General features: G+C 72.4%; 21 protein-coding genes and 2 pseudogenes. 14 read left to right on the top strand and 9 right to left on the bottom strand.

All coding sequences use genetic code 11. From position 1 onward, the window contains the following. Window positions 1–190 precede the first annotated feature (190 nt). From ACRX5S_RS36175 to ACRX5S_RS36165, 3 genes are all read right to left on the bottom strand, one after another. Complete coding sequence (locus ACRX5S_RS36175; RefSeq protein ID WP_436777475.1) at window positions 191–1,939, bottom strand: cholesterol oxidase substrate-binding domain-containing protein; 1,749 nt, start codon at window positions 1,937–1,939, stop codon at window positions 191–193. Window positions 1,940–2,490: 551 nt separating this feature from the next. Next, window positions 2,491–3,372 carry a PPK2 family polyphosphate kinase gene (locus tag ACRX5S_RS36170; RefSeq protein WP_436777561.1) on the bottom strand — a complete coding sequence of 294 codons (882 nt, stop codon included), beginning with the start codon at window positions 3,370–3,372 and terminating at the stop codon, window positions 2,491–2,493. A 546-nt stretch (window positions 3,373–3,918) separates the two neighbouring features. After that, entirely contained in the window at window positions 3,919–4,644 is a 726-nt protein-coding gene (locus ACRX5S_RS36165; RefSeq protein WP_436777474.1) for an NAD(P)-dependent oxidoreductase, read from the bottom strand. Between the two features lie 143 nt (window positions 4,645–4,787). On the opposite strand from ACRX5S_RS36165, the gene ACRX5S_RS36160 reads away from it, so the two are divergent. Beyond that, window positions 4,788–5,486, top strand: coding sequence for a TetR/AcrR family transcriptional regulator (locus ACRX5S_RS36160; RefSeq protein ID WP_436777473.1), 699 nt, complete (start codon window positions 4,788–4,790; stop codon window positions 5,484–5,486). 34 nt (window positions 5,487–5,520) lie between these two features. Here ACRX5S_RS36160 and zapE read toward each other — a convergent pair whose 3' ends face one another. Then, window positions 5,521–6,618 (bottom strand): cell division protein ZapE, encoded by a 1,098-nt coding sequence (gene zapE / locus ACRX5S_RS36155; protein WP_436777472.1) that lies wholly within the window; start codon window positions 6,616–6,618, stop codon window positions 5,521–5,523. Between the two features lie 31 nt (window positions 6,619–6,649). On the opposite strand from zapE, the gene ACRX5S_RS36150 reads away from it, so the two are divergent. The 11 genes and pseudogenes from ACRX5S_RS36150 (at window position 6,650) to ACRX5S_RS36100 (ending at window position 15,734) form a co-directional block, all read left to right on the top strand. Beyond that, on the top strand, window positions 6,650–7,453 hold the full coding sequence (locus ACRX5S_RS36150) for a pyrimidine reductase family protein (protein ID WP_436777471.1): 804 nt from the start codon (window positions 6,650–6,652) through the stop codon (window positions 7,451–7,453). Between the two features lie 80 nt (window positions 7,454–7,533). Further along, window positions 7,534–8,016, top strand: coding sequence for an indole-3-glycerol phosphate synthase (locus tag ACRX5S_RS36145; protein WP_436777470.1), 483 nt, complete (start codon window positions 7,534–7,536; stop codon window positions 8,014–8,016). A gap of 153 nt (window positions 8,017–8,169) precedes the next feature. Next, window positions 8,170–9,600: a UDP-N-acetylmuramate--L-alanine ligase gene (murC, locus tag ACRX5S_RS36140; protein ID WP_436777469.1), complete on the top strand. Its 1,431-nt coding sequence runs from the start codon at window positions 8,170–8,172 to the stop codon at window positions 9,598–9,600. Between the two features lie 68 nt (window positions 9,601–9,668). Continuing rightward, on the top strand, window positions 9,669–10,085 hold the full coding sequence (msrB, locus tag ACRX5S_RS36135; protein ID WP_436777468.1) for a peptide-methionine (R)-S-oxide reductase MsrB: 417 nt from the start codon (window positions 9,669–9,671) through the stop codon (window positions 10,083–10,085). 95 nt (window positions 10,086–10,180) lie between these two features. Next, the gene (locus ACRX5S_RS36130) at window positions 10,181–11,140 is read left to right on the top strand and encodes a TIGR04222 domain-containing membrane protein (protein WP_436777467.1); all 960 of its coding nucleotides are present in this window, start codon (window positions 10,181–10,183) and stop codon (window positions 11,138–11,140) included. Further along, window positions 11,119–11,259, top strand: a pseudogene (locus ACRX5S_RS36125) (peptide-methionine (R)-S-oxide reductase); the annotation flags it as partial. The gene ACRX5S_RS36130 and the pseudogene ACRX5S_RS36125, both read left to right, overlap by 22 nt. Before the next feature lie 110 nt (window positions 11,260–11,369). After that, a complete protein-coding gene (locus tag ACRX5S_RS36120; RefSeq protein ID WP_436777466.1) occupies window positions 11,370–12,359 on the top strand; it encodes a TIGR04222 domain-containing membrane protein in 990 nt (329 codons plus the stop codon). A 77-nt stretch (window positions 12,360–12,436) separates the two neighbouring features. Continuing rightward, window positions 12,437–13,288: pseudogene (locus ACRX5S_RS36115) on the top strand (DUF692 domain-containing protein); the annotation flags it as partial. A gap of 188 nt (window positions 13,289–13,476) precedes the next feature. Then, on the top strand, window positions 13,477–13,950 hold the full coding sequence (locus ACRX5S_RS36110; RefSeq protein WP_436777465.1) for a hypothetical protein: 474 nt from the start codon (window positions 13,477–13,479) through the stop codon (window positions 13,948–13,950). A 369-nt stretch (window positions 13,951–14,319) separates the two neighbouring features. Continuing rightward, window positions 14,320–14,670 carry a hypothetical protein gene (locus ACRX5S_RS36105; RefSeq protein ID WP_436777464.1) on the top strand — a complete coding sequence of 117 codons (351 nt, stop codon included), beginning with the start codon at window positions 14,320–14,322 and terminating at the stop codon, window positions 14,668–14,670. Between the two features lie 146 nt (window positions 14,671–14,816). Next, the gene (locus tag ACRX5S_RS36100) at window positions 14,817–15,734 is read left to right on the top strand and encodes a TIGR04222 domain-containing membrane protein (RefSeq protein ID WP_436777463.1); all 918 of its coding nucleotides are present in this window, start codon (window positions 14,817–14,819) and stop codon (window positions 15,732–15,734) included. Window positions 15,735–15,751: 17 nt separating this feature from the next. Here the strand turns inward: ACRX5S_RS36100 and ACRX5S_RS36095 are convergent, their stop codons facing one another. The 4 genes from ACRX5S_RS36095 to hemG form a co-directional block, all read right to left on the bottom strand. Next, the gene (locus ACRX5S_RS36095; protein ID WP_436777462.1) at window positions 15,752–16,435 is read right to left on the bottom strand and encodes a DUF4291 domain-containing protein; all 684 of its coding nucleotides are present in this window, start codon (window positions 16,433–16,435) and stop codon (window positions 15,752–15,754) included. Between the two features lie 75 nt (window positions 16,436–16,510). Then, a complete protein-coding gene (locus tag ACRX5S_RS36090) occupies window positions 16,511–17,023 on the bottom strand; it encodes a methylated-DNA--[protein]-cysteine S-methyltransferase (protein WP_436777560.1) in 513 nt (170 codons plus the stop codon). 382 nt (window positions 17,024–17,405) lie between these two features. Next, window positions 17,406–18,152 (bottom strand): hydrogen peroxide-dependent heme synthase, encoded by a 747-nt coding sequence (hemQ, locus tag ACRX5S_RS36085; RefSeq protein WP_436777461.1) that lies wholly within the window; start codon window positions 18,150–18,152, stop codon window positions 17,406–17,408. Continuing rightward, window positions 18,145–19,671 carry a protoporphyrinogen oxidase gene (hemG, locus tag ACRX5S_RS36080; RefSeq protein ID WP_436777460.1) on the bottom strand — a complete coding sequence of 509 codons (1,527 nt, stop codon included), beginning with the start codon at window positions 19,669–19,671 and terminating at the stop codon, window positions 18,145–18,147. Before hemG ends, hemQ begins: the two co-directional genes overlap by 8 nt. 255 nt (window positions 19,672–19,926) lie before the next feature. Here hemG and ACRX5S_RS36075 point away from each other — a divergent pair, with 255 nt between their 5' ends. Continuing rightward, the gene (locus ACRX5S_RS36075) at window positions 19,927–21,144 is read left to right on the top strand and encodes a DUF4349 domain-containing protein (RefSeq protein WP_436777459.1); all 1,218 of its coding nucleotides are present in this window, start codon (window positions 19,927–19,929) and stop codon (window positions 21,142–21,144) included. Window positions 21,145–21,391: 247 nt separating this feature from the next. Here the strand turns inward: ACRX5S_RS36075 and hemE are convergent, their stop codons facing one another. Next, window positions 21,392–22,471, bottom strand: coding sequence for a uroporphyrinogen decarboxylase (hemE, locus tag ACRX5S_RS36070; RefSeq protein WP_436777458.1), 1,080 nt, complete (start codon window positions 22,469–22,471; stop codon window positions 21,392–21,394). Between the two features lie 101 nt (window positions 22,472–22,572). Between hemE and ACRX5S_RS36065 the strand changes: the two genes are divergently transcribed. Continuing rightward, window positions 22,573–23,178 carry a DUF3000 domain-containing protein gene (locus tag ACRX5S_RS36065; protein ID WP_436777457.1) on the top strand — a complete coding sequence of 202 codons (606 nt, stop codon included), beginning with the start codon at window positions 22,573–22,575 and terminating at the stop codon, window positions 23,176–23,178. Window positions 23,179–23,470: the final 292 nt, after the last annotated feature.

The raw sequence follows: 23,470 nt of genomic DNA, 5'->3' as shown, positions 1-23,470 counted from the left end.
CCCCCCCCCCCCCCCCCCCCCCCCCCCCCCCCCCCCCCCCCCCCCCCCCCCCCCCCCCCCCCCCCCCCCCCCCCCCCCCCCCCCCCCCCCCCCCCCCCGGGCCCGGCGCCGACGGCCTGACGGCCCGGCTGCTCAACGGCGGAACGGCCGGTCAGCACTCAGCCGGTCAGCCGGTCAGCCGGTCAGCCGGTCAGACCAGCAGGCCGTCGAGGAAACCGTTCGAGAAGATCTTGTGCGGGTCGTACTGGTTCAGGAGCGACACGGCGCTGTCCCAGTTGTTGCCGGCCGGGACTCCGGTCCGGTACTGGTTCGGCACCGTGGTGGTCAGCATCGTGGCGTCGGCCCAGGCCGCCGATCCGCTGTAGCCCCACCCCTTGGACCACTCGGGGCGCACCTGCGCGTATGTGCCCGAGTAGTTCGCGAAGACCCACTGCTCGGTCTCGCGGTAGAACTGCTGGCTGTACGGCGTGCCGGGGACCGTCAGGATGTCCAGCCACACGGCGACGTCCCACTCCGGGTGGTCCGCGCGGTTGCGGATCGCCGAGAGGGTCGGGTGCACGGCCCCGGCGAACTGCGCGTCGGCCGGGTTGTCGAGTCCCGTGACGCGGATCTCCAGCGGGCCGTTCATCGGGTAACGGCCTTGCCCGGCATACGCGTTGAGGGCGTTCTTGTAGTACGTGTAGAACTCGCTGACGACCTTCTGGATGTTGGCGCGCTTGGTGAGGATCGCGTACCCGTTGGCGGTGACGCGCATCGTGGTGGGCTTGATGTAGAGCATGGTGTTCTTCGACCAGCCCCACAGGTCCCACGAGCCGGTCACGATGAGGCCCGAACCGACCACGCCCATCTGGGTGTTGCAGAACGTCGGGGTCAGGTCGGCGGCGCCCGCGGTGATCTGTCCGAGGAGGTCGGCGGCCTCCTCGGAGAGGAAGTCGCTGAAGGGGTAGTTGTAGGGCTGGTTGGCGGTCTTCGCGAAGAACGGCTTGTTCGGCGAGACTGACCACACCTTGAGCCACGGGACGAGCGTGAACGGGAACCAGATCGCCTCGACGCGTCCGGTCTGGTTGACGTGGCTGGCGAACGAGTTGCCCGTCGCGGAGGCGGGCGGCGCGAACATCTCGTCGACGTTGATGTTGAACCAACTCTGGCAGCGCAGGCGCTTGTTGGCGCCGACGCGCAGGGTCACCTCGGTGACGAAGGCGCGTCCGAGGTTGACCAGGAGCGGCCCGATGGCCAGGTCGTTGCGCTGGAACGTGCGCAGCTTGTACTGGCTGGTGCCAGGGTCCCAGACGACCGCGGTGAGCGACAGGATCAGGTTGCTGAGCGACCCGAACGTGTGTCCCGGGGTGAGGGTCTCGCCGTTCTTCGGGACGGCGGTGCCGTGTCCGTCGATGGCCAGGACGCCGCCGAGGCTGAGGTCGCCGGGCGCGGGGGTGGCGGTGACACCGTAGCCGGCGTTCTCCAGCGAGGTGAGCAGCGAGACCATGGACACGCCGGTCTGCGCGGTGACGCTGGCGGGCGAGCCGGAGTTGACGGTCACCGCGGTCAGGTGCTGCGTGGTGTCGACGAGGAGGATGCCGGTCGGCGTCCCCGGCTGGATCATCAGCGGCGACCAGTTGTGGCTGTAGCCCTTGGCGCGGAGCTTCCAGCCTTGTGCGCGGGCCCAGTTGGCGAGCGCGACGACCTGGGCGGGCGACGTGGGCGCGCACGTCCAGACCTCGTCGACGCGGATCTCGCCGGACCAGTTGCGGTACGCCTGGAGGTACGCCGAGATACCGGCGGGCAGGCCCGGCGGGGCGGGGACGGCGGCGTCGGCGGATTCCACGCGGAACGCCGGCGTCCAGTGCAGCGCGGTCAGCGCGGCGGCCCCGGCCAGGCCGCCGATGACCGCCCTGCGGCCGGGCTCCGGTGCGGCGGTCCCACTGGTCTGTTCGGACATGGGGTTCCCTTCCCGTGCTGGTGACCGGACCGGATCGTCGGAGGACGCCGCGACGATCGAGCGACGACGATCAAGCGGAATGACAAGATCCGGTTCCGGTTCGTACGGCAGGACGGACCGCCCCGCGGCGCGGGGTCGGGCGGTACTGAGGAACGCAGTACGGAGGAACTGCGGAACGGAAGAACGTCAGATCGGCAGAACGCAGAACGCGGAACGGCGGAACGGCGGAACGGCGGAACGGCGGAACGGATGAGCGAAGGAACTCGCGTGCGGCGGACGGCATGGAAAACCGCCGATGGCACGTGTCGATCACCGTGCGGGAGCCGCGGCCGGGAGATCGCCTCGGAACCGTGTGCTCCGGATCGCCAGGGTGGATCGGCCCCCCGGGCAAGTCAACCGGGCGGGCGGGCATTCTTTGGTGACACGTGTCGGAATTTGCCCCGTGCACGCAAATGCGGACGGGTTACCTTACCAGTCCGCGCGGCCTTTGGGGCCCCTGTGACTCCGGCCGCCGGACGAGTCGCGAGTGACAGATCTGACGAACCGTCAAATCAGGTCTCCAGCAAGCGCTTCCGCTCCGCCTCGACGTCGAAGTGGCCCTGCGGGTAATGCGGGTCCATCTCCTCCAGGTGCTCCAAGAGGAGGCGGCTGATCGCCCAGTTTCGGTACCACTTGCGGTCGGCGGGCACGACGTACCACGGCGCGGTGTCGGTGGTGCACTTCTGCAACACGGCCTCGTACGCGTCCTGGTACGCCGGCCACAGCGCGCGCTCGTCGATGTCGCCCGGGTTGAACTTCCAGTGCTTGTCCGGGTTGTCGAGGCGCTCCAGCAGCCGTTCGCGTTGCTCGTCGTAGGAGATGTGCAGGAACACCTTGACGACGGTGACCTCTTCGTCGTGCAGCGACTTCTCGAAGCGGTTGATGGTCGCGTACCGCCGGGACCACACGCCGCGCGCGACCAACTCGCGCACCCGCACGATCAGCACGTCCTCGTAGTGCGACCGGTCGAAGATGCCGATCATGCCCGGCGCCGGGAGCTGCTGCCGAATCCGCCACAGGAACGGGTGCCCCGACTCCTCGCGGGTGGGCGCCTTGAACGCGTGGATGTGGCAGCCCGACGGGTTGAACTGGCCGATCACGTGCTTGACCACGCCGCCCTTGCCGGACGTGTCCATCCCCTGGAGCACCAGCAGCAGCCGCTTGCGGGAGCCGCCCGCGACGGCCTGCGCGTACAACCGCTCCTGCAACTCGGCGAGCCGCGGCTCCATCGCGGCGATGTCGGCCAGCGCCTCGGACTTGCCGCCCGGCGCGTGCGGCGTGGCCCGGGCGTCCGCGCTGGCGAGATCGACGGCGCCGCCGTGCAGGCGCAGGACGTCGCGAACCGACGGAACGCTCGCGGGGGCGGGCGGCACCGCTCCGTGCACCACGCGCAGCAGCGGCGAGGCGGGCGGAGACGTCCGGCCGCCTTCTCCGGCGTGCTTGGCCTTGTGCTTCTTCCCGGACTTGCTGGATTTGCTGGATTTGCTGGATTTGCTGGAACTGTCGAGCCTGTCGGAGTTCTTCGCGGCCTTGTCGGCCTTCCCCGCTTTCCCGGCCTTGGCCGACTTACCCGACTTACCAGACTTGCCCGACTTTCCCGCGCCGACGTCCGAGGCGAGGGGCCGGGCCGGACGCTCCCCCTCGGACTCGGCGCGGCGCTTCCCGCCCTCCGAGCGCCCACCCGACACCCGGCCCGACCCGCCGCGTTCGTCCGCCCGGCCGCCCGGGACCGCCCGCAGGCTCGCCCGCACCAGCGCCTCGTCCGCCGCCTTGTCCGCCTTCTTCGCCACGCCTCGGCCCTCCACGGGAATCGGGTACGTCGAACCGCAGTCCTCCAGCGATCCTCCCCGAGGAACACCGCCGCCGCAGTTCGACCGCACCGAAGGAGGGGCCCGGAAAACCACGGCCCGGAAGGGAACGGCCCCGAACCGCACGGCCGGTCAGCCGGACGCCGCGAGGGCGCCGGAGCTGAGGCGGCCGACGATCGCCGGGGCCTCCTGGACCAAGGTGTCGTCGGTCAGCGCCTCGACCATGAACAGCGCGAAGTCCACCCGCCGCGTCAGATTTCCGGCCAGCACCGGGTCCCCCACGTGCCGCCGCCACACGGGCAGTCCCTGGCTCTCGCCCTCCTCCAGGTCGCTGCCGCGCACCACGGTCCAGCGGGTGTCGCTCGCGAAGACGCGGCGGCAGGCCTCGACCTGGTCGTCGATCTCGACGGCCCGCACAAGCTTGCCCGCCCACGTGGCGATGCGGAGCAGGGTCGTGAACGTACGCGAGTACTTGTCCTTGCCGTCGCGCGTGATGTGCCAGCCGCAGGAGAACACGAGCCGCGCACCGGGCTCAGCGTGGTCGAGGACCGCCTGCGCGGTGCCGGACGAGTACTGTCGCACGCCCCACGGGACCAGGACCACGAGCACTCCGTCGCAGCCTTCGACGGCCCGCCGGATCACCTCGCGGTCGTTCGTCCGACCGGGGACGACGGTGATCCGGTCGGCGAACTCGGTCAGCTTGGGCACGCTGCCCTCGCGGCAGACGCCCACCACCTCGTATCCGCGGTCCAGCGCGTGCCGGACCATGTACCGCCCGAGCTTCCCCGAGGCACCCACGACGCAGACCCTCTTGATCCGCCCGTCCGTGATCCGCCCGTACCCAGCATCCGCGTCCATCGCGCAGCCCTCCGCCGTCGCCGACCGTCAGCCTTATGATGTAAGGCACGGTAATCTTATGGTGTAAGGCCGTCAAGGAGTGCAGGTCGGCACACCGCGCAGGGCGCCCAAAAGCACCGCGATCACCCGGACAGGAGAAGCCGATGCCCGAAGGAGGCAAGGCAGGCAAGAGCCCACACAAAACGGCAGGGCGCACCCCGCTCAGCCGCGAGCGCGTGATCCGCACGGCGATGGAGGTGGCGGACGAGAAGGGCTCGGCCGCGCTGACCATGCGGTCCATCGCCCAGCCGCTGGGCGTCGAGGCGATGTCGCTCTACCACCACGTCGCGGGCCGCGAGGACATCCTGGACGGCATGGTGGACGCGGTCTTCGCGGAGATCGACCTGCCGCCGCGCGACACCGACTGGAAGAGCGCCATGTGGCACCGCACGGCGTCCGCCCGCACCTCCCTGCTCCGCCACCCGTGGGCGGTCGGCCTGATGGACTCCCGTTCACAGCCCGGCCCCGCGACGCTGCGCCACCACGACGCCGTCCTCGGCACGCTGCGCGCCTCGGGCTTCTCGGTGCCCATGGCCGCGCACGCGTTCTCGCTGATCGACAGCTACCTGTACGGCTTCGTGCTCCAGGAGCTGAGCCTGCCGTTCAGCGGCTCGGAGGAGTTGGAGGAGGTCGCGGGCGCGATCCTGAGCGACATGCCCGCCGACGCGTACCCGCACCTGACCGAGCTCGCCGTCGAGCACGCCCTCAAGCCGGGATACGACTACGCCGACGAGTTCGCGTTCGGCCTCCGGCTCATCCTGGACGCCCTGCACCCGGACGAGGCCCCGACCGCATCCGGCTGAGGCCGTGGGGTCGGCCGGGCTGTGCGTGCCGCCGTCAGCCGATCGACGGCACCCGCTCGGCCCCGTCGCGCGCCATGGCGACCAGCCGCGACACCGCGCGCAGGTACTTCTTCTTGTAGCCGCCGGCCAGCATCTCGTCGGAGAACAGCACGTCGAAGGGCACGCCGGAGGCCACGACGGGGATCTCGCGGTCGTACATCCGGTCCGCGAGCACCACCAGGCGCAGGGCCGTGGACTGGTCGTGCACCGGCACCACGCCGCGCCAGAAGACGGCGTGCACGCCTTCCAGGAGAGCCCCGTACCGGCTCGGGTGCACGGAGGCGAGATGCCGCAGCAACTCGGGGAAGTCGTCGAGCGCGGCGCCCGTCACGCCGGGGGCGACGGCCGTCTTGCTCACCACGTCGTCGTCCGCGGCGGGTGCGGGCGCCTCGGGCAGGCCGCGGTGGCGGTAGTCGTCGCCGTCGATGCGCAGCGACTGGAAGTGCGCGGACAGCCCCTGGATCTCGCGCATGAAGTCGACGGCGGCGAAGCGGCCCTCACCGAGTTTGTCCGGCAGCGTGTTGGAGGTGGCGGCGAGCTTGACGCCCGCGTCGACCAGCTTGCCCAGCAGCGTCGAGACCAGGACGGTGTCGCCCGGGTCGTCCAACTCGAACTCGTCGATGCACAGGAGGCGGTGGCCGGAAAGCGCCCGCACCGTCTCCTGGAAGCCCAGCGCGCCCACCAGATTGGTCAGCTCGACGAAGGTGCACAACGACTTCGGCCCGGGGGCCGCGTGCCACAGTGAGGCCAGCAGGTGCGTCTTGCCGACGCCGTAGCCGCCGTCGAGGTAGATGCCGCTGTACGCCGGTGCCGCGGGCGCCTTGTCGCGCCGGAACCAGCGCTTGCGGGACGCACCGCCCCCGCCCCCGCCTGCGGCGTTCAGCGACGCCGCGAACTCCTCCAGCCGGCTCACCGCGGCAGCCTGGCTCGGCTGCGTGGGGTCCGGTATGTACGTGGCGAAGCGCACCCCGTCGAAGCGGGGCGGCGGGACCATTTCGGCCACCATGCGGTCCGCGGGGACCACGGGGAGGCGCGATGCGAGGGACACCGGCTGGGCGACCGGACTCGCCGGGGACACGTTGGGCACGATCATCAAGCCTACGGTGCGTGCGAAACTCGACCGCATGCGACGTCTGCTTCCCGCGACCGACGTCCCGGGCGCTCCGCCCTCCGGGACTCTCCCCGAGACGGCTGCCGAGGTCGATCTCGACCTCCTGTACGCGTACCCGCCCGAGGTGGTCGACGCGGGCCGCCCGTGGCTGCGCGCCAACATGGTCTCCAGCCTCGACGGCGCCGCCCAGGCCGACGACGGGCTCTCGGCGGGGCTGTCCTCCCCCGCCGACAAGCGCATCTTCGGCGTACTGCGCGCGCTCGCCGACGTAGTGCTGGTGGGAGCGTCGACGGTGCGCGCCGAGGGGTACCGCCCGGCGAAGCCGCAGGCCGCGTACGCCGCCGCCCGTACCGCCGCCGGGCGCCCTCCGGTCCCGGTGATCGCGATCGTCACGCGCAGCCTGGAGCTGGACTTCACCACCCCGCTCTTCACCGAGGCCGAGGTGCCCACGGTGGTGCTGACCGGCCCCGAGTGCGACCCCGACCGGCTGGCCGCGGCCCGCAAGACAGCCGACGTGGTCATCGCGGGCGAGCCCGGCGCGACCGGCGTGGACATGGGCGCGGCGGTCGACGCACTGGCCGCGCGCGGCTGGACGCGGCTGCTCACGGAGGGCGGCCCGCACCTGCTCGGCCAGCTGCTCGCCGCGGACCGTCTGGACGAACTGTGCCTCGCACTCGGCCCGCTGATGCTCGGCGGCGCGGCGACGAGGATCACCAACGGCCCCTCCCCCGACGTGCCGCGGAGGATGGAGTTGCGCACGCTGCTGGAGGAGGACGGGTTCCTCTTCGCCCGATACGTCCGCAACCCCACCGGTTGAGCGGCAATCAGCCCCAACTACCCGTCCGGGTGGCATCGTGTTGCGGGTACGGCGCAGCGAGGACCCGAGGGAGACAACGCGTGTACACGATCGTGCTGCTCATCGAGAAGGTCATGGACGAGGGGGACGTACACCTGGTCACCGGTCTCCACGAGGACGTCGAGACCTCGTTCGTCGTGGTGCTGCCCGGCAAGACGGACCACCACCGCCTGGTGCGCGCGCTGGACGACGTCGCGCTGGGCCACCTGGAAGAGGCGGCCGAGGAGGTCGAGCGCCCGAAGGACGAGCCCGCCGACGAGGCGGCCGACGCGACCCGGCGCACCCTCAACGCCTCGGTGGCCGCGCTGGAGGCGGCCGGCGTGCGGGCGGCGGGCGAGACCGCCCCGGGCGACGACCCGCTCCAGATCCTCAAGGACGTCGTTGAGCGGCACTCCGCCGACGAGGTGATCGTGCTCACCGACCCGCACTTCATCGAGGAGTTCTTCCACCGCGACTGGGCCTCGCGCGCCCGGCACAAGGTGGGGGTCCCGGTGCTCAAGCTGTTCGCGCACAGCACGGCGTAGCCCCGCACACAGCACCGCGGAGTTTCTCCGCGGTACCGCGGAGGTGTCGCGCTCGGCACGGCGTAGCCGCCGCGTGGTGCAGAATCGTCCCCGGTGCGCCCGGTCGCGGACCACCCTGTTCCCGGTTCACGCGTTCTTCCTCTAGGAGCCTGCATGGCAACGCCCGCCTCGCCCGCGGAGCAGTCCGCGACCGCCCCCACGGTCGACCTCGGCGCTCCGCACTTCATCGGCATCGGCGGGGCCGGGATGTCGGGGCTCGCGAAGATCCTCGCGATCCGCGGCGCGAAGGTCGCGGGCAGCGACGCGAAGGACTCCACCGCGCTGCTCGCCCTGCGCCAGCTCGGCTGCACGGTGCACGTGGGCCACGCGGCCGACAACCTCGGCGAGGCCACCTGCGTCGTGGTCTCCAGCGCGATCCGCCCCGACAACCCCGAGCTGGTCGCGGCCCAGGAGCGCGGCATCCCGGTGGTGCACCGCGCCGACGCGCTGGCCCGGCTCATGGACGGCCGCCGCTCGGTCGCGATCGCGGGCACGCACGGCAAGACCACCACGACCAGCATGCTCGCGGTGAGCCTGACGTCCCTCAGCCTGGACCCGTCGTTCGCGATCGGTGCGGACCTCAACGAGGCCGGCAGCAACGCCCACCACGGCGACGGCGACGTCTTCGTCGCGGAGGCGGATGAAAGCGACCGCAGCTTCCTCAAGTACGCCCCGGAGGTCGCGGTCGTCCTCAACGTCGAGCTGGACCACCACGCGAACTACGCCTCGCTCGACGAGGTGCTCGACTCGTTCGAGCAGTTCGCGCACCGCATCGTCGCGGGCGGCACGCTGGTCGTGTCCGCAGACGACTCCGGCGCCGGGGCGCTGCGCGAGCGCCTGGCGGTGTCCGCCCCCGATTTGCGGATCGTCACGGTCGGCGAGGGCGACGCGGCGGACCTCCAGATCGTCAAGGTCGAGCCGCAGGGCCTCGCGAGCAAGGTGACGGTGCGCGGCAAGGCGGGCGCCGAGCACGTCTTCGCGGTGTCCGTCCCCGGCCGGGTGAACGCCTCCAACGCGGTCATGGCACTGGCCGTCGGCCTCGCCCTCGGCATCGACGCCGCCGACATGGGCGCCGCGCTCGGCAGGTACCAGGGGGTCCGGCGCCGCTTCCAGCTGAAGGGCGAGGCGGGCGGGGTGCGGGTCGTCGACTCGTACGCCCACCACCCCACCGAGATCGCCGCCGACCTGGAGACCGCGCGCGGCGCGGTGGGCGCGGGCCGCGTGATCGCGGTGTTCCAGCCCCACCTGTTCAGCCGCACGCAGCAGCTCGGCACGGAGATGGGCCGGGCCCTGGCCGCGGCCGACATCGCCCTGGTGATGGACATCTACGCGTCCCGTGAGGACCCGCAGCCGGGCATCACGAGCCACATCATCGCGCACAGCGCGCTCGACAACGGCGGCCTGGTGCGGATGGAGCACAGCTGGTCGGAGGTGCCCGCGGTGGTGGCCGAGCTGGCCCGCCCGCTGGACCTGGTGCTGACCATGGGCGCGGGGGACGTGACACTGCTCGGACCGGAGATCCTTGAGGCCATCAACCGCCGCTGAGGCGCCGGTGGCACCTGTACGGCCCCGCCCCGGGAACGGACATGGGACCGTACGTGTTGGATACCGGTATGACTGACACCCCGAAGTACAACGTGGTCAGGTCCGTGGACGAGTGGCTGGCGAAGCTGACGCCGGAGGAGTACCACGTCCTCCGCGAGGCCGGCACCGAGCGCGCGTTCACCGGCGAGTACACCGACACGAAGACGGTCGGCGTCTACCGGTGCCGCGCGTGTGACGCCGAATTGTTCCGGTCGCAGGACAAGTTCGACTCGCACTGCGGATGGCCTTCCTTCGACTACGTCGACGAGGAGCGCGTCGAGCTGCGCGAGGACCGCGGGTACGGCATGGTCCGCACCGAGGTCCGCTGCCGCAATTGCGGGTCCCACCTGGGCCATGTCTTCGACGGCGAGGGCTACACGCCGCGCAACCAGCGGTACTGCATCAACTCGATCAGCCTGACGCTGGAACCCGCCGAGGACGCGTGAGCACGCGGGGCGGACCGTGATCGCGGGGTGAGGGAGCCCCATCGATTTCGGCGCCGGAGGCGTGGGAGCGGGTACCCGGCAGGTACACACGGAGTATGAATGCGAACACCGCTCCGACTCCGATCACGCAACTCGACCCGTACGAGACCGCGTTCCTCACCGGCGGCCCCGCGCGCGCCGCGGACGTCGCGGTGCTCGTCCTGAACAGCTCCGGCGCCCTGCACATCAGCCGCGACGGCACCGTCACCGCGACCGGACACGCGCCGACCGATCCGGTGACGGCCGGCGTGCTGCGCGGCGTCCAAGTGGCGGGAGGCACCGCCCCCCTGTCCGTGGTACGCCACGAAGGCGCGCGCTGCCCCGAGATCCAGGCCGTCGGGGACCGACTGCTCGCGGGGGGCCTGCTGCGGCCGCCCGGATCGGACCCGCAACGCCCGCCCTCTTTCGTGGCCCTCCTCCTCGGAGGCACCGCCGTCGCCGTGGCCTTGTCCCTCGTCGCCGTCGCCGCCAACTCCCTTGCGATGGCGTTGGTCTTGCTGGTCCTCTTCAGCGCTTTCGTCCTGGTGCTGAGCCTGAGCGCCCACCTGCTGGTGCGACAGGCACAGCACACCCACCTCGGTACGCGTACCGTCGCCCAACTGCGCGGCGACCTGGTCCGGGGGCGCCGGGACGGCAGACTCGTGGGAGGCACCGACCTCGCCGAGATCGCGATATTCGGCGTCCACTGCATGCGGGACTACGACCTGCTGGACGTGTTCCGGCGGCAGCGGATCCCGCAGGGCGGGTTCGGCACCACGGAGGCGCGCGCGGAGGTCGCCGCGCAGGCCGGGCACCTCGCGGCCGCGGCCGCGGAGTCCGCGGCGACGTGGTGCGGAAACGCCTCGTGCGCGGACAGCAGCTTCCGGGGCAGCGCGTGCTCGTCCTCGGATCCCGGGGGCGGGTGGTCCTGCGGGGGCGGCGGGGGTTCCTCGTGCGGCGGCGGAGGGGGCGGCTCGTCCTGCGGCGGAGGCGGCGGAGGCGGGGGCTGCGGAGGAGGAGGCGGGGGTTCCTCTTGACCGAGGTCCGCTGCCGCAAAAACTGCGGGTCCCACCTGGGACATGTCTTCGACGGCGAGGGCTGCACGCCGCGCAGCCGGCGGGACTGCGTCAACTCGATCAGTCTGACGCGGGAACCCCTTGATGCCACTTGGTCGTTCGTGCCCGACAGGGACCGGATCATGAGGGAATCCCATCGACTTGGTTCCCGGGTGGGTGGGAGTGCGTCCAGGACAGGTACATACGGACTATGAGTCTTCACACACACCCGAACGCACCTCCCGACGTATCGCGGCTCGACCTCTACTCCGCCGCGTTCCTCGCCGGCGGACCCGCGCGCGTCGCGGATGTCGCCGTCCTCGCGATGCGCGCCACCGGCGTCCTGCACATCGGCCGGGACGGCACGGCCACCGCCACCGGGCGCGAGCCCGTCGACCCGGTGACCGCGGGCGTGCTGCGCGCGGTCCGCGACGCGGGCGGCGGCACGTCCCTCGCCGCCGTACGCCACCAAGGCGCCCGGTGCCCCGAAGTCCAGGGAATCGGCCACCAGTTGTACGCCTGGGGTCTGCTTCGCGCGCCCGGAACCGCCGCACGGGCCAGGTCCTCGTGGAAGCGCCTGCTCACGGGCTTCGGCGCGGCATCGGCGGCCTTGCTCGTCCTGGCCATCGTCCTCCAAGAGCCCGCCGTCCTTCTCGGCATGGTCATCGTCGTGATGACGTTCGTCTTCGTGGTGGCCGGGCGGGCCGGAGAACTGCTCGTGGGCGCCGGGCAGCACGAGCAGCTCGCGCCCAGCGGCCACACCCGCACGGGCATGCGATACGTCGTCCAGTTGCGCCGTCAGGTGGCGCTGCGCAGACGCCTCGACGGCACGGTCGCCGGGGGCTCCGGGCTCGGCGAGATCGCGGTGCTGGGCCTGGCCCGGCTCACCGACTACGAACTGCTCGACGTATTCCGGCAACAGCAGGTCGCGGCCACGATGCTGCCCCAGAACACCGCAACGACGAGCGGGAGTTCCTCGTGCGCGGCGTACTACGTCGCGGCGGCGCCGTCGTGGTGCGGATCCGCGTCCTGCGCGGACGGCAGCTTCCGGGGGACCTCGTGCTCGGGGCCGAATTCGGGCGGCTCGTCGTGCGGCGGCGCCGGCGGTTCGTCGTGCGGCAGCGGTGGGTCGTCCTGCGGGGGCGGCTCGTCCTGCGGCGGAGGCGGCGGCGGGGGCTGCGGAGGAGGAGGCGGCTCATGACCGGCATCGATGACCTTTCGGGCGGCGGCCCGTCCGGCAGCCTGTCCGGCGGCTCGTCCGGCAGCCCGTCCCGTGCCTTGTTCGGCTCCGCGCCGGGGGCGGTCGGCATCGGCTGGCGGCCCGAGATCGACCTCACCGTGGAGCGCCTGTCGGGCGTCGACTTCGTCGAGGTGATCGCCGAGAACGTCTGCGCCGACCACCCCGAGCACCTGCCGACGTCGCTGCGCGTGCTGCGCGAGCGCGGCACCGCGGTCGTGCCGCACGGCGTCGCGCTCGGCCTCGGCGGCGCGGACCGCCCGGACCCCGCGCGGCTGGTCCGGCTGGCGGGGCTGGCCGCGGCGGTCGACGCCCCGCTGGTCAGCGAACACCTCGCGTTCGTCCGGGCGGGCGGCATGGAGGCCGGTCACCTGCTGCCGGTCCCCCGCACGCGGGCGGCGCTGCGGGTGATCGCGGAGAACGTACGCGTGGCCCAGGACTCGCTGCCCGTACCGCTCGCCCTGGAGAACCCGGCAACGCTGTTCGCATGGCCCGACAACGAGCTGACCGAGGCGCAGTTCCTCACCGAACTGGTGGCCATGACCGGCGTGTTGCTTCTGGTCGACGTCGCCAACCTGCACACCGAACGGGTCAACCACGGCCTGGACGTCGGCGCGGCGCTGGACGCCCTGCCGCTGGAGGCCGTGGCGTACGTCCACGTTGCGGGCGGGATGCTGACCGACGGGATCTGGCACGACACGCACGCGCACCCGGTGTCCGACGAAGTCCTGGAGATCCTCGGCATGTTGTGCGCACGGCGGGTGCCGCCGGGAGTGCTGCTGGAGCGTGACGCGGCGTTCCCGCCCGCGGACGAATTGCAGGGCGAACTGACCGCGATCCGGGCGCGGTTGGCCGGAGTACCGGCGCGGACGGAGAGCCTTGGTGGATCAACCCGGTTCAGCACGACGGGGGTTCTGGCAGGAGGCAGCCGATGAGCACCGCGGCGGATCGGAACGCGGCGGTCGCAACGGTGGCCGCTGACGCGACGGCCGCGAATGCGCCGACGGGGGATTCGACGGTCTTGGAACCAACGGGAGTTCACGCGGAATCAGCGGGTCCGACGGGGTTGGATCCGACGGCCGTGGCCCCGGCGGCACCGGACGCCGCGCTTGTGGACCCGACCGCCGCGCGTGCCGAACTCGCGCGCAGACAGACGGACTTGCTCGCCGCACTCGTAGCGGGCGGACCGGTCCCCGCCGGATTCGATCCCGAGCGCATCCGCGTGCAGTCGGTGGCGTTGGCCGCCAAGCGGCGCGAGGGCGTGCTGCGGACCTTGCCGATGCTCGCGACGGCGTTCGGCGACCGCTGGCCACGCGTGTTCATGGAGTGGGCGCGCACGCACCCCAAGCCCGCGGTCGGCGGCAGCCGGGCCGACGCGGCGGCGTTCGCCGAGTACTTGGCCGCGCAGGACGAGCTTCCCGAGGCGGTGGCGGCCGCGCTGTCGCCCGTCCCCCCGGAGCCGCCGCGCCGACCGGGGATCGCCGAGCGCGTACGTTCCCGCCTGCGCCGCAACCGCGAGAACTGGGACCCGGACGCCCGGTACTGCTCGGAATGAGGAACTCTCGGGGGTAGTCATGTCCGTCGCTGCGATGGTGCTCACCCAGGGCTTGGGCATTCTGCTGGTCAACGCACTTGCGTGGGGCGTGGTCACGTGGATCGCGCCCAAATTCCGCCACGAGGCCGATCCTGACCGCGACCTCGATCCGTACGAGACCGCCTACATCGAAGGCGGGCCCGATCGGGTCGTCGACGTCGCGCTGCGGCGGATGACCGCGGTGGGGCACGCGCGCGTCGTCTCAGACAAGCTGGTGGAGTTCCCGCCGCCCACCACCGCTCTCGACCCCGTGCAGGCAGCGATGCGTGCCGCGGCGGCCGCATCGGACGGACGCAGCAGGACGACCCGGTCGCCCTGCTCCACCGGAGGATGGCCGACCAGGCGTCGGTGCGGCGCGTACGCGAGCGGCTTGCCGCGGACGGCCTCGCCACCGGGCCCGGCTATCCGGCGCGGAAGGTCACGCGGATCATGGCCGGACCCGTGTGCGTGATCGGTGCGGTCACGAGCCCGATTCCGCTGCTCGCGTTCCCCACGCCGCTCGCGGTGGCTGTGGTGGCCTCCGAAGTAGTGGGCGGTGGACTGTTGTTCTGGGTCGCGGGCCGCGGCCGCCTCACCCGGCACGGCCGGGCCCGGCGTCGGATGCTGCGCGACCGCGCGCTCACCCGTACCGCCTCGGCCGTCGTGTCGCCGTGCGCCGCGACCCGCCCGCCGACCGCCTGACGCAGCGTGAACCGACCCCGGCACGTACCGACCCTGCGCGCCGACCCTGCATGATCCGACCAACGCGAACGACCCAGCCGACCCACCCCAGCGCGAACCGACCCCAGCGCGACCCACCTCAGCGCGAACCGACCCCAGGGGGAGCCATGTTCCTCGCCGTCCTGCTTGTCTCCGTCATGGCGGTCGCCTTCGTGGTCGCGATCGCCGTGCTGCCTGCCTCCCGGCGCGGCCCCGGGCCGCTCGACGGCGGCTCCCCGGACCGCGAACTCGACCTGTACGACGTCGCGTTCCTTGCCGAAGGCCCGGAACGGGTGGTCAATGTCGCCCTCGTGCGCATGTACGAGTCGGGCCTGGTGCACATCAGCTCGACCGGCGAAGTCACCTGGTGCGGCGGCGAGTCCGACGACATTTCCGGCATCGGGTACCACCACGACGACGTGCGCGCCGCCATTCACGCCTTCCTCCACGAACGGGGCCGCCGCGGAACCGCGCACATCACCAGGGTGCGCGACGAGGTCAAGCGGACCCCGGCGGTCCAGGGCGTCGGCGACCGGCTGGCCCGCGACGGGCTGGTGCTGCCCGCCGACCATCGACCGCGCGAGGTGCTGGGGACGGCGACCACCACGCTGTTCTTCCTCGCCGTCCCCACTGGCATTGTGGCGCTGGTGGCGCTCCCGAGCCCGCAGGGCTGGCTGGTGGCGGTCGGCGGCATCGTCGCGATCCTGATCCCGTTCTTCGGCGCCGGCTCCACACGCCTCAGCCCGGCCGGGCGCACCCGCCTCAAGCGGGCTCGCGAGCACAACCCTTGGGACGCCTCTCCGGAGACCCTGCTGCTGGGCGCCGTCGCGCTCGGCGGGCTGGCGGCGATCGAATCGGAGTTGCTGCGCGACGCCATGACCCAGCAGCAGGCGCACTCGGCCACCGCCTCGACCTCCACCACCTCGGCGACGTGGTGCTCCTCCGACGCGGGCGGGGACTCCGGCGGCGGTGGGGGCGGAGGCGGTGACAGCGGTTGCGGTGGCGGGAGCGGATGCGGCGGCGGGTGCGGCGGCTGCGGCGGTTGACGTACGCCCGTACGCGGCTAGCGGCCCTCGTCGACGCCGATCCGCCGGGCGATCGCGGCGGGGACCGGGTACACCTTCTCCCCCGGCAGCAGCGCCTTCGCCCGGTCCGCGCGCCCGGACCGGACCAGCTCGACGATGCGGTGCGCGGTGGGCGTCAGATCGGTGATGCCGACGACCCAGTCCTCCGCGAACTCGCGTACCAGCGCCCGGCCGACGCCGACCTGGATGCTGTAGTGGTTGAGCGCGGCCCCGCGTGGCGACCGCTCCGGGTCCCACTGCACGTGCACGTCGGCCTGGGCCACGGCGTCCGGGTCCGCCGTCGTCAACACCGCGCGCGCCAGGGCCTTTTCCCATCCTTCCCGGGTTACGCGCACCGCGAGGATCCGCTGTTGGCCGGGCTTGCGCGCCCAGTTGCTGCGGTGCATCAGCCACAGGAACGACGGCTTGATCCACGTCATGCGCCCGTAGGAGAACGGCGGGACGAAACGCTGCGCGCGCAGCGCGGCGTCGGCGATCGACGGCGAGTACGCCTGGTACACGACGATCGAACGGGCGTCGAAGTCCGCGCGAATCCGGTACAGAGCCGACCCGGCGTGCAGGGTGGACCCGTCCGAACGGGCGAACTGCCGTGCAGACTGGGCGTGTCGGGCCCGCGGGGCGGACCTGGTGCCCTGGACCTGCCGAGTGCGCTGCGCTGACATGCCCCGCACCCTCGCACCGGCGGCGGCCGGGACGCGAGCGGATTTCCGCCCGCCGCCCGGCGGCCCGGCCTCGCGTCACGCCGCGCGCGAACCGCGCTCCAGCGCCAGCAGCCGCCGCTTCTTGTCGAGGCCCCCCGCGTACCCGGTGAGCGCGCCGGTGGACGCGATGACGCGGTGGCACGGCACGATGATCGAGATCGGGTTGCGCCCGTTCGCGGCGCCCACCGCGCGCGAGGCGGTCGGCGACCCGAGCGCGTCGGCCATCGCGCCGTACGAGGTCGTGCGGCCGTACGGGATCGTGGTCAGCTCGCGCCACACCCGGCGCTGGAAGTCGGTGCCGCGCGGGGCCAGGCGCAGGTCGAACTCCCGGCGCTCACCCGCGAAGTACTCGTCCAACTGCCGTGTGACGTCGTCGAACGCCGAGTCGTCGCGCACCCAGTCGGCGGCGATCTCCGGGACGTACTTGGCGTCGGGCAGCATGAACAGCCCGCTCAGCGCCTCGCCGTCGCCGACCAGCAGCAGTTCGCCGACCGGCGAGCCGATGACGGTGTGACGCGGCGGGCCGTCGAGGGGGCGTACGAACTCCATCGCCTGCCAGGCCCGGTTCTCGGCGCCGTCCACGGTCATCGGGAGGGCGTCCTGCACGAGGGCGGTCGCGGTGCCGGCCGTTTCGACGGTCGCGGTCACGGTGGCGGTGGCAGTGCTCATGGCGGCGGACCTTCCTGGGGTGTTCGCGGCGGTCGTCTGGCGGTTCTCGGTCTTTCCCACACGACAATGCTGCCGCCGCGACGCCCGGTTGACCGGCGGATTTCGGACATCGCTGTCCCGGTCCCGAGACCGAGACAGCCCGCGTCGCGCTGCCGACCACCGCGGGCGGCACCGCCGATCAAGCCCAGGTCGAGCCCAGACCGAGCCCAGGCCGAGCTCGGATCGAGCTCGGATCGAACTCAACCCGGGCTCAGCCCCGGCCTCAGGCCAGACCTGCCAGCAGCTCACCGACCGGGCGCCGACGGCCCGTGTAGAACGGGACCTCCTCGCGCACATGCCGCCGCGTCTCCGAGCCGCGCAGATGCCGCATGAGGTCGACGATGCGGTGCAGATCGTCGGCCTCGAAGGCCAGGATCCACTCATAGTCGCCCAGCGCGAACGACGGCACCGTGTTGGCCCGCACATCCGGGTAGCCGCGTGCCATCTGGCCGTGCTCGGCGAGCAGGCGGCGGCGCTCGGCGTCCTCCAGCAGGTACCACTCGTACGACCGCACGAAGGGGTACACCGCCACATACGCGCGCGGCGTCTCCTCGGCGAGGAACGCCGGGATGTGACTCTTGTTGAACTCGGCCGGGCGGTGCAGCGCCATGTTGGACCACACCGGGTCGAGCTGACGGCCCAGCGCGGTGCGGCGGAAGAGGTTGTACGCCTCCTGCAACGCGTCCGACGACTCCGCGTGCCACCAGATCATCAGGTCGGCGTCGGCGCGCAGCCCGGACACGTCGTAGGTGCCGCGCACCACGACGTCCTTGTCGAGAAGCTGCTCGAACAGCGCCTCGACCTCGCCGGCCAGCGCCGACCGGTCCTCGGGCAGGGGACCGCGCAGCCGGAAGACCGACCACAGCGTGTAGCGGACGACCTCGTTGAGGTCGCGGGCCTTGCGGCGCGGCGGCACCGTCTCGACGGCCGTCTGGGGGATGTCGGGGTCCTGCGTGGTGGCGTCAGTCATACGCCGATTGTCCCTCGCCCCGACCGGTCCCCCGCACCCCGGTGGGGGTGACGGGCGCGGACCGCCCGAACAGGCTTGCGAGCACCGATGCCGCGGCCCGCCGTCCGCTCGCGATGCAGGCCGGAATGCCGACACCGTCGTACGCCGCGCCGCACACCGCGAGGCCCGGCAGCCGCTCGACCGCGTCCTCGACGCAGGCCACGCGTCCGCGGTGCCCGACCGCGTACTGTGGCAGTCCGCCGCCCCACCGGGTCACGCGCGTCTCGACCGGCACGGCCGCGAGGCCCACCGCCTCGTGCAGGTCGGCGAGCGAGTCCGCGACCAGGTCGGCGTCGTCGCGCTGGAGCGCGGCCTGCTCGCCCGCCCGGCCGAGCGACGTGCGCAGCACGAACGTGTCCGGGTCGGCCTCGGCGATCCAGCCCCACTTGTTGCTCGCGAAGGTGCTCGCCTTGATGCGGCGGCCGTCGACGGGCGGCACGAGGAAGCCGCTGCCCGGCAGTTCGGTGCCCAGGTCGGCGCGGCGGAAGGCCAGCGTCACGATGGCCATCCCCGCGTACTCGATCGAGCCCAGCTCGACGGCGGCGACGTGCGAGTGCGGGGCGAGCAGGCGCGACGCGGGGGCGGCCGGGACGGCGAGCACGACCGCGTCGGCGTCGACTGTCTCGGGCGTGCGGGTGTCGCCGACGACGAGCTGCCAGCCGGTCGGGGTGCGGCGGAGCGCGCGTACGGTCGCGCCGGTGCGTACCGTGCCCCGGCCGCTCGTGGTGATCGCGTCGGCCACCGCCTGCGGGAGGCGCCCGATGCCGCCGCGGATGCCCGCGAAGACCGGTCCGGCGGTGGCGGGGTCGGGCGCGCGGTCGAGCAGGTCGCGTACGGCGGTGAGCAGCGAACCGCCGCCGCGCGCGACGGGCAGCAGTTGCGGCACCGCGGACTCCAGCGAGATCGCGTACGCGTCGCCCGCGTACACGCCGCCCAGCAGCGGTTCCACCAGCCGGTCGACCACTTCGTGCCCGAGGCGCGAGGCGACGAACTTGCCCACGGTGACGTCGTCTTCGTAGGGGTGCGGGGGTAGCGCGTGGTCCATCGGCAGGCGGGCGAGACCCGCGGGCGAGAGCACTCCGGAGGCCGCCAGCGAGGTCAGGTCGCCGGGGACGCCCATGATGTGGCCGCGTGGCATGGGCCGCAGCGCGCCGCGGGTCCACAGCGTCGCACTGGCGGTCGCGGGCGGCTGAAGGTCCTCGCCGAGCCCGACCTCGCGGGCGAGGCCGGTGCCCTCGGGGCGGCGGGCGAGCATCGACTCGGCGCCCTCGTCGACGGGTACGCCGGCGATCTCGACCGCCGACAATTTGCCGCCGATGCGGGGGGACCCCTCCAGCACCGTCACGCGGGTGCCCGGTGCGGCGTCCCGGCACAGCGTGTGTGCCGCGGCGAGCCCGGCGATCCCTCCGCCGACGACCACAATGTGGCGTCCCGCGCGCTGCTCGGTCCCGTCAGCCGCCGCGGACGTCGCGGAGGTCATGCCCGCCCCCGCGCACCGTCCGGGGACCGCCTTCGCGAAGCGCTTCCCCGGCCGATTCGTTCGCCTCGCTTGCTCATGGAGCCACCCTCTCATGCGTGGCCGAAAGGACCCGCAGGTCACGGCGCGCGGTCGGAGCGGTCACGGGAGACGGTCGGTCAGGACACGGTTGCGTCGCGGGACTCCCCGAGAGGGAACCCGGCGCGGACAGTCTCCGTCACAAGGCCGTCAACGCCACAACGTCCTTCGGGGGGAACCGTGTTCAGACGACGAACCGCAGCGGTCGGGACGATCCTGGGGGCCGTGCTCCTGCTCGGCGCGTGTTCGAGTTCGAGCGACCGCGACTCCGCGAGCAACAAGGCGGAGGCACCGGGCGCCGCGGCGCCGACGGCGCGAGCCGCGGCACCCACCGGCCCGCAGGCCGTGCCGTCCCCGGCCGGAACCGGGCAGGCGGGCGCCGGTTCGGGATCCAAGGCCCCGGCAGCCGCGCCGACCGGCGCACCGGGCGCCGCCAACACCCCGCCTGTGCAGGACCGCAAACTGGTCCTGACCGCCGACGTACGCCTGGAGGCGGACGATCCCGAGGTCGTCGCCGCGAACGCGCGGTCGATCACGATCGGCATGGGCGGGCTGGTCGCGGGCGAGCAGACCACGCGCTCGACGCGTACCGTCTCCGTGCCGCCCCCGCCGGGGTCGACGGAGCCGGTCCGCCAGGAGGTCGTGTACGTCACCTCGTCGGTGCTGACGCTCAAGGTGCCGCCCGCGCAGTTCGACAAGGCGCTCGACCAGTTGAGCGCCCTGGGCACCGTGGTCGGCCGCAACCGTACGGCCACCGACATCACCGAGCAGGTCGTGGACGTCGAGAGCCGCATCGAGACGCAGCGGCGCAGCGTCGAGCGGGTCCGGGACCTGCTGGCCAAGGCGACGTCGCTGAGCGAGATCGTGTCGATCGAGGCGGAGGTGACGCGGCGCGAAGCGGATCTGGAGTCGCTGATGAAACGTCAGCAGACGCTTACTGCGCAGGCGGATCTGGCCACGATCGCGCTCGCGGTGAACGCGCGTCCGGAACCGGCTCCGAAGGTCGACCCGCCGAAGCCGCCTCCGCCGCCGAAGGAAAAGGGCGACAAGAGCTTCGCCGGAGCGGTCGGCGACGCCCTGGGCGGCGGCTGGCACGCGTTCTACGTGACGGTACGCGGGATCCTGGTCGTGCTGGCCGCGATCCTGCCCTTCCTGGTGGTCTTCCTCGTGCTCCTGTGGCTGCTGCGCCAGTACCGGGAGCCGATCAGGGCATCGATCGCCAGGCGCCGCGCCGCTCGCGCGGAGCCGTTCGCCGGCCGGGAGGAGCGCAGGGCCGAACGGACCGCACAGTCACCGCCCGTGCCGGTGGGCGCGCCCCCGCCGGCCCCGCGGAAGCCCACCACCGCCCCGGCCGGTCGACCCGACACTCCACCGAGCAGTCCGCCCGACACGGATTGACGCACGTCGGCGCCCGCGACGCGTCGTCGCCGAGGCGACGTCGACGGGAAAACGTGTGTGGGGCCGGACACAGGCTCCGGCCCCACACACGGCTCAAGCAAGCACAAAGATCGACACGTTGGCGGCCGGACGGCCGTCCCGCCGCGACGTCCCGGATACGGGCGGTCCGTCTCGCTCGTCGGCAGGCGGCGGCACTTCGGCCAGCGCGCGGAGTCGTCAGCGAGCAGAGACGTCAGCGGCGGAGACGTCAGCGGGCGGACGCCTCATGCACGTGCTCCACCAGGGCGGTGAGCGTTTCCGGGTCCGTGTTCGGCAGGACGCCGTGGCCCAGGTTGAAGATGTGGCCCTCCGCGGCGCGTCCGGCCGCGAGGACTTCGTCGGCCTTGGCGCGCAGCGTGTCGCGCGGCGTGAACAGCACGGCCGGGTCGAGGTTGCCCTGCACGGCCTTGCCCGGGCCGATGCGCCGGACCGCGTCGTCGAGCGGGATCCGCCAGTCGACGCCGACGACGTCCGCCCCCGCCTCGCCCATCAGCCCCAGCAACTCGCCGGTGCCGACGCCGAAGTGGATGCGCGGGACGCCGTACGACGCCACCGACGACAGCACCTTGGCACTCGCCGGCATCACCGACGCGCGGTAGTCCGCCGCGGACAGCGCCCCGGCCCACGAGTCGAACAACTGGACGGCGGACGCGCCCGCCTCGATCTGCACGGTGAGGAACTGCGTGGTGATCTCGGCCAGTCGGTCCAGGAGCGCAGCCCACAAATCCGGCTCGCCGTACATCATCGCCTTGGTGAACTCGTGGTTCTTCGACGGCCCGCCCTCGACGAGGTAGCTCGCCAGGGTGAACGGCGCGCCGGCGAAGCCGATCAGCGGCGTGCCGCCCAGCTCGCGGGTCAACTGGCCGACCGCCTCGGTGACGTACGGGACGTCGTCGGGGGTGAGGTCGCGCAGTTGCGCGAGATCGGCCCTGGAGCGGATCGGGTGGGCGACGACGGGGCCCACACCCGGCTTGATGTCCAGGTCGACGCCGATCGCCTTGAGCGGCACCACGATGTCGCTGAAGAAGATGGCCGCGTCGACCTTGTGGCGGCGCACGGGCTGGAGCGTGATCTCGGTGATCAGGTCCGGCATCATGCACGAGTCGAGCATGGCGATGCCCTCGCGCACCTTGCGGTACTCGGGGAGCGAGCGCCCGGCCTGGCGCATGAACCACACCGGTGTGTGCGGCACGGATTCGCGTCGGCAGGCGCGCAGGAACGCCGAGTCTCGGACGTCGGCGGTCGGGGCGGCGGGTGGCGGCGAGCCAGGGGTACGCGGGTCAGTCACATGGCCCATCCTCGCAGACCCGGACGAGTGTCCCGTTCGCCCGCGGCGAAGGCCCGCGCGCCTCCTCGGCTGGCCGCTGCCCCGCACATACGCTGCCCGTCATGGCACCAGCAGTCGGCGAAACCGAGGAGCCCGCGGAGTTCCGCCGCGCGGTGGAGCAGATGCGGGCGGCGGCGCTGCGTCCCGAGATCGAGCTGGAGGACATGCCGCGCCCGCGCAACCTGGCGCCGTTCTCCGCCGCGTTCTCGGCGGAGGTCGTGGTCGAGGACGAGGAGTTGGGCGGCGGCCGCATCGTGCTGCTGTACGACCCGGACGGCCACGAGGCGTGGGAGGGCACGTTCCGCTTCGTGACGCTCTCGCGCGCCGAGTTGGAACCGGAGATGGCGACCGACCCCCTGCTGCCGGAGGTCGGCTGGACCTGGCTGACCGAGGCACTGCATCTGCGCGGCGCGCACTATGTCGCGCCGAGCGGCACCGTCAGTCGCGCGACCTCGCAGGGGTTCGGCGGTCTCGAAGGGCAGATCGCCCGCACCGAGATCGAGATCCGGGCGTCGTGGACCCCGTCCGGCGACGACTTGGCTCCGCATATGCAGGCGTGGCTGGATCTGTTGTGCACGTGTGCGGGTCTGCCGCCGCTGCCGCCCGCGGGGTCGGGGGGCGAGGGCGTGGTCCCGATGCCGTCGCGGTCCGCGCTGCGCGACCGCTGAGCAGGGCGTACGGTGCGCGGTCCAGGCCGCGGCGAGGCGGTCCGCGCCTGCCCGGGAGGGGTACGCGCGGCCGCACACACGCGGCGGATTCCAGCCACCGGGGCGCTTTGCGCCACCCACGTACAAAGCGTTCGATAACGGATGTGGATCTTCCGCTAAAGGCGGGGCGCCGATCTGCCGAAGGACACAGTGACCACCCCGATGGAGCAAGCACCGAGAGGCTTCGTCGGGAATCGCGATCACTGCGCAGGAGGCCCGGTGTCGGTACTTCTCGATCACCCCGCAAACCTGC

The organism is Yinghuangia sp. YIM S09857, assembly GCF_051388915.1.
Taxonomy (GTDB): Bacteria; Actinomycetota; Actinomycetes; order Streptomycetales; family Streptomycetaceae; genus Yinghuangia.
Note: the sequence above shows the minus strand (reverse complement) of the source record. Positions and strands in the feature narration are given on the sequence as shown.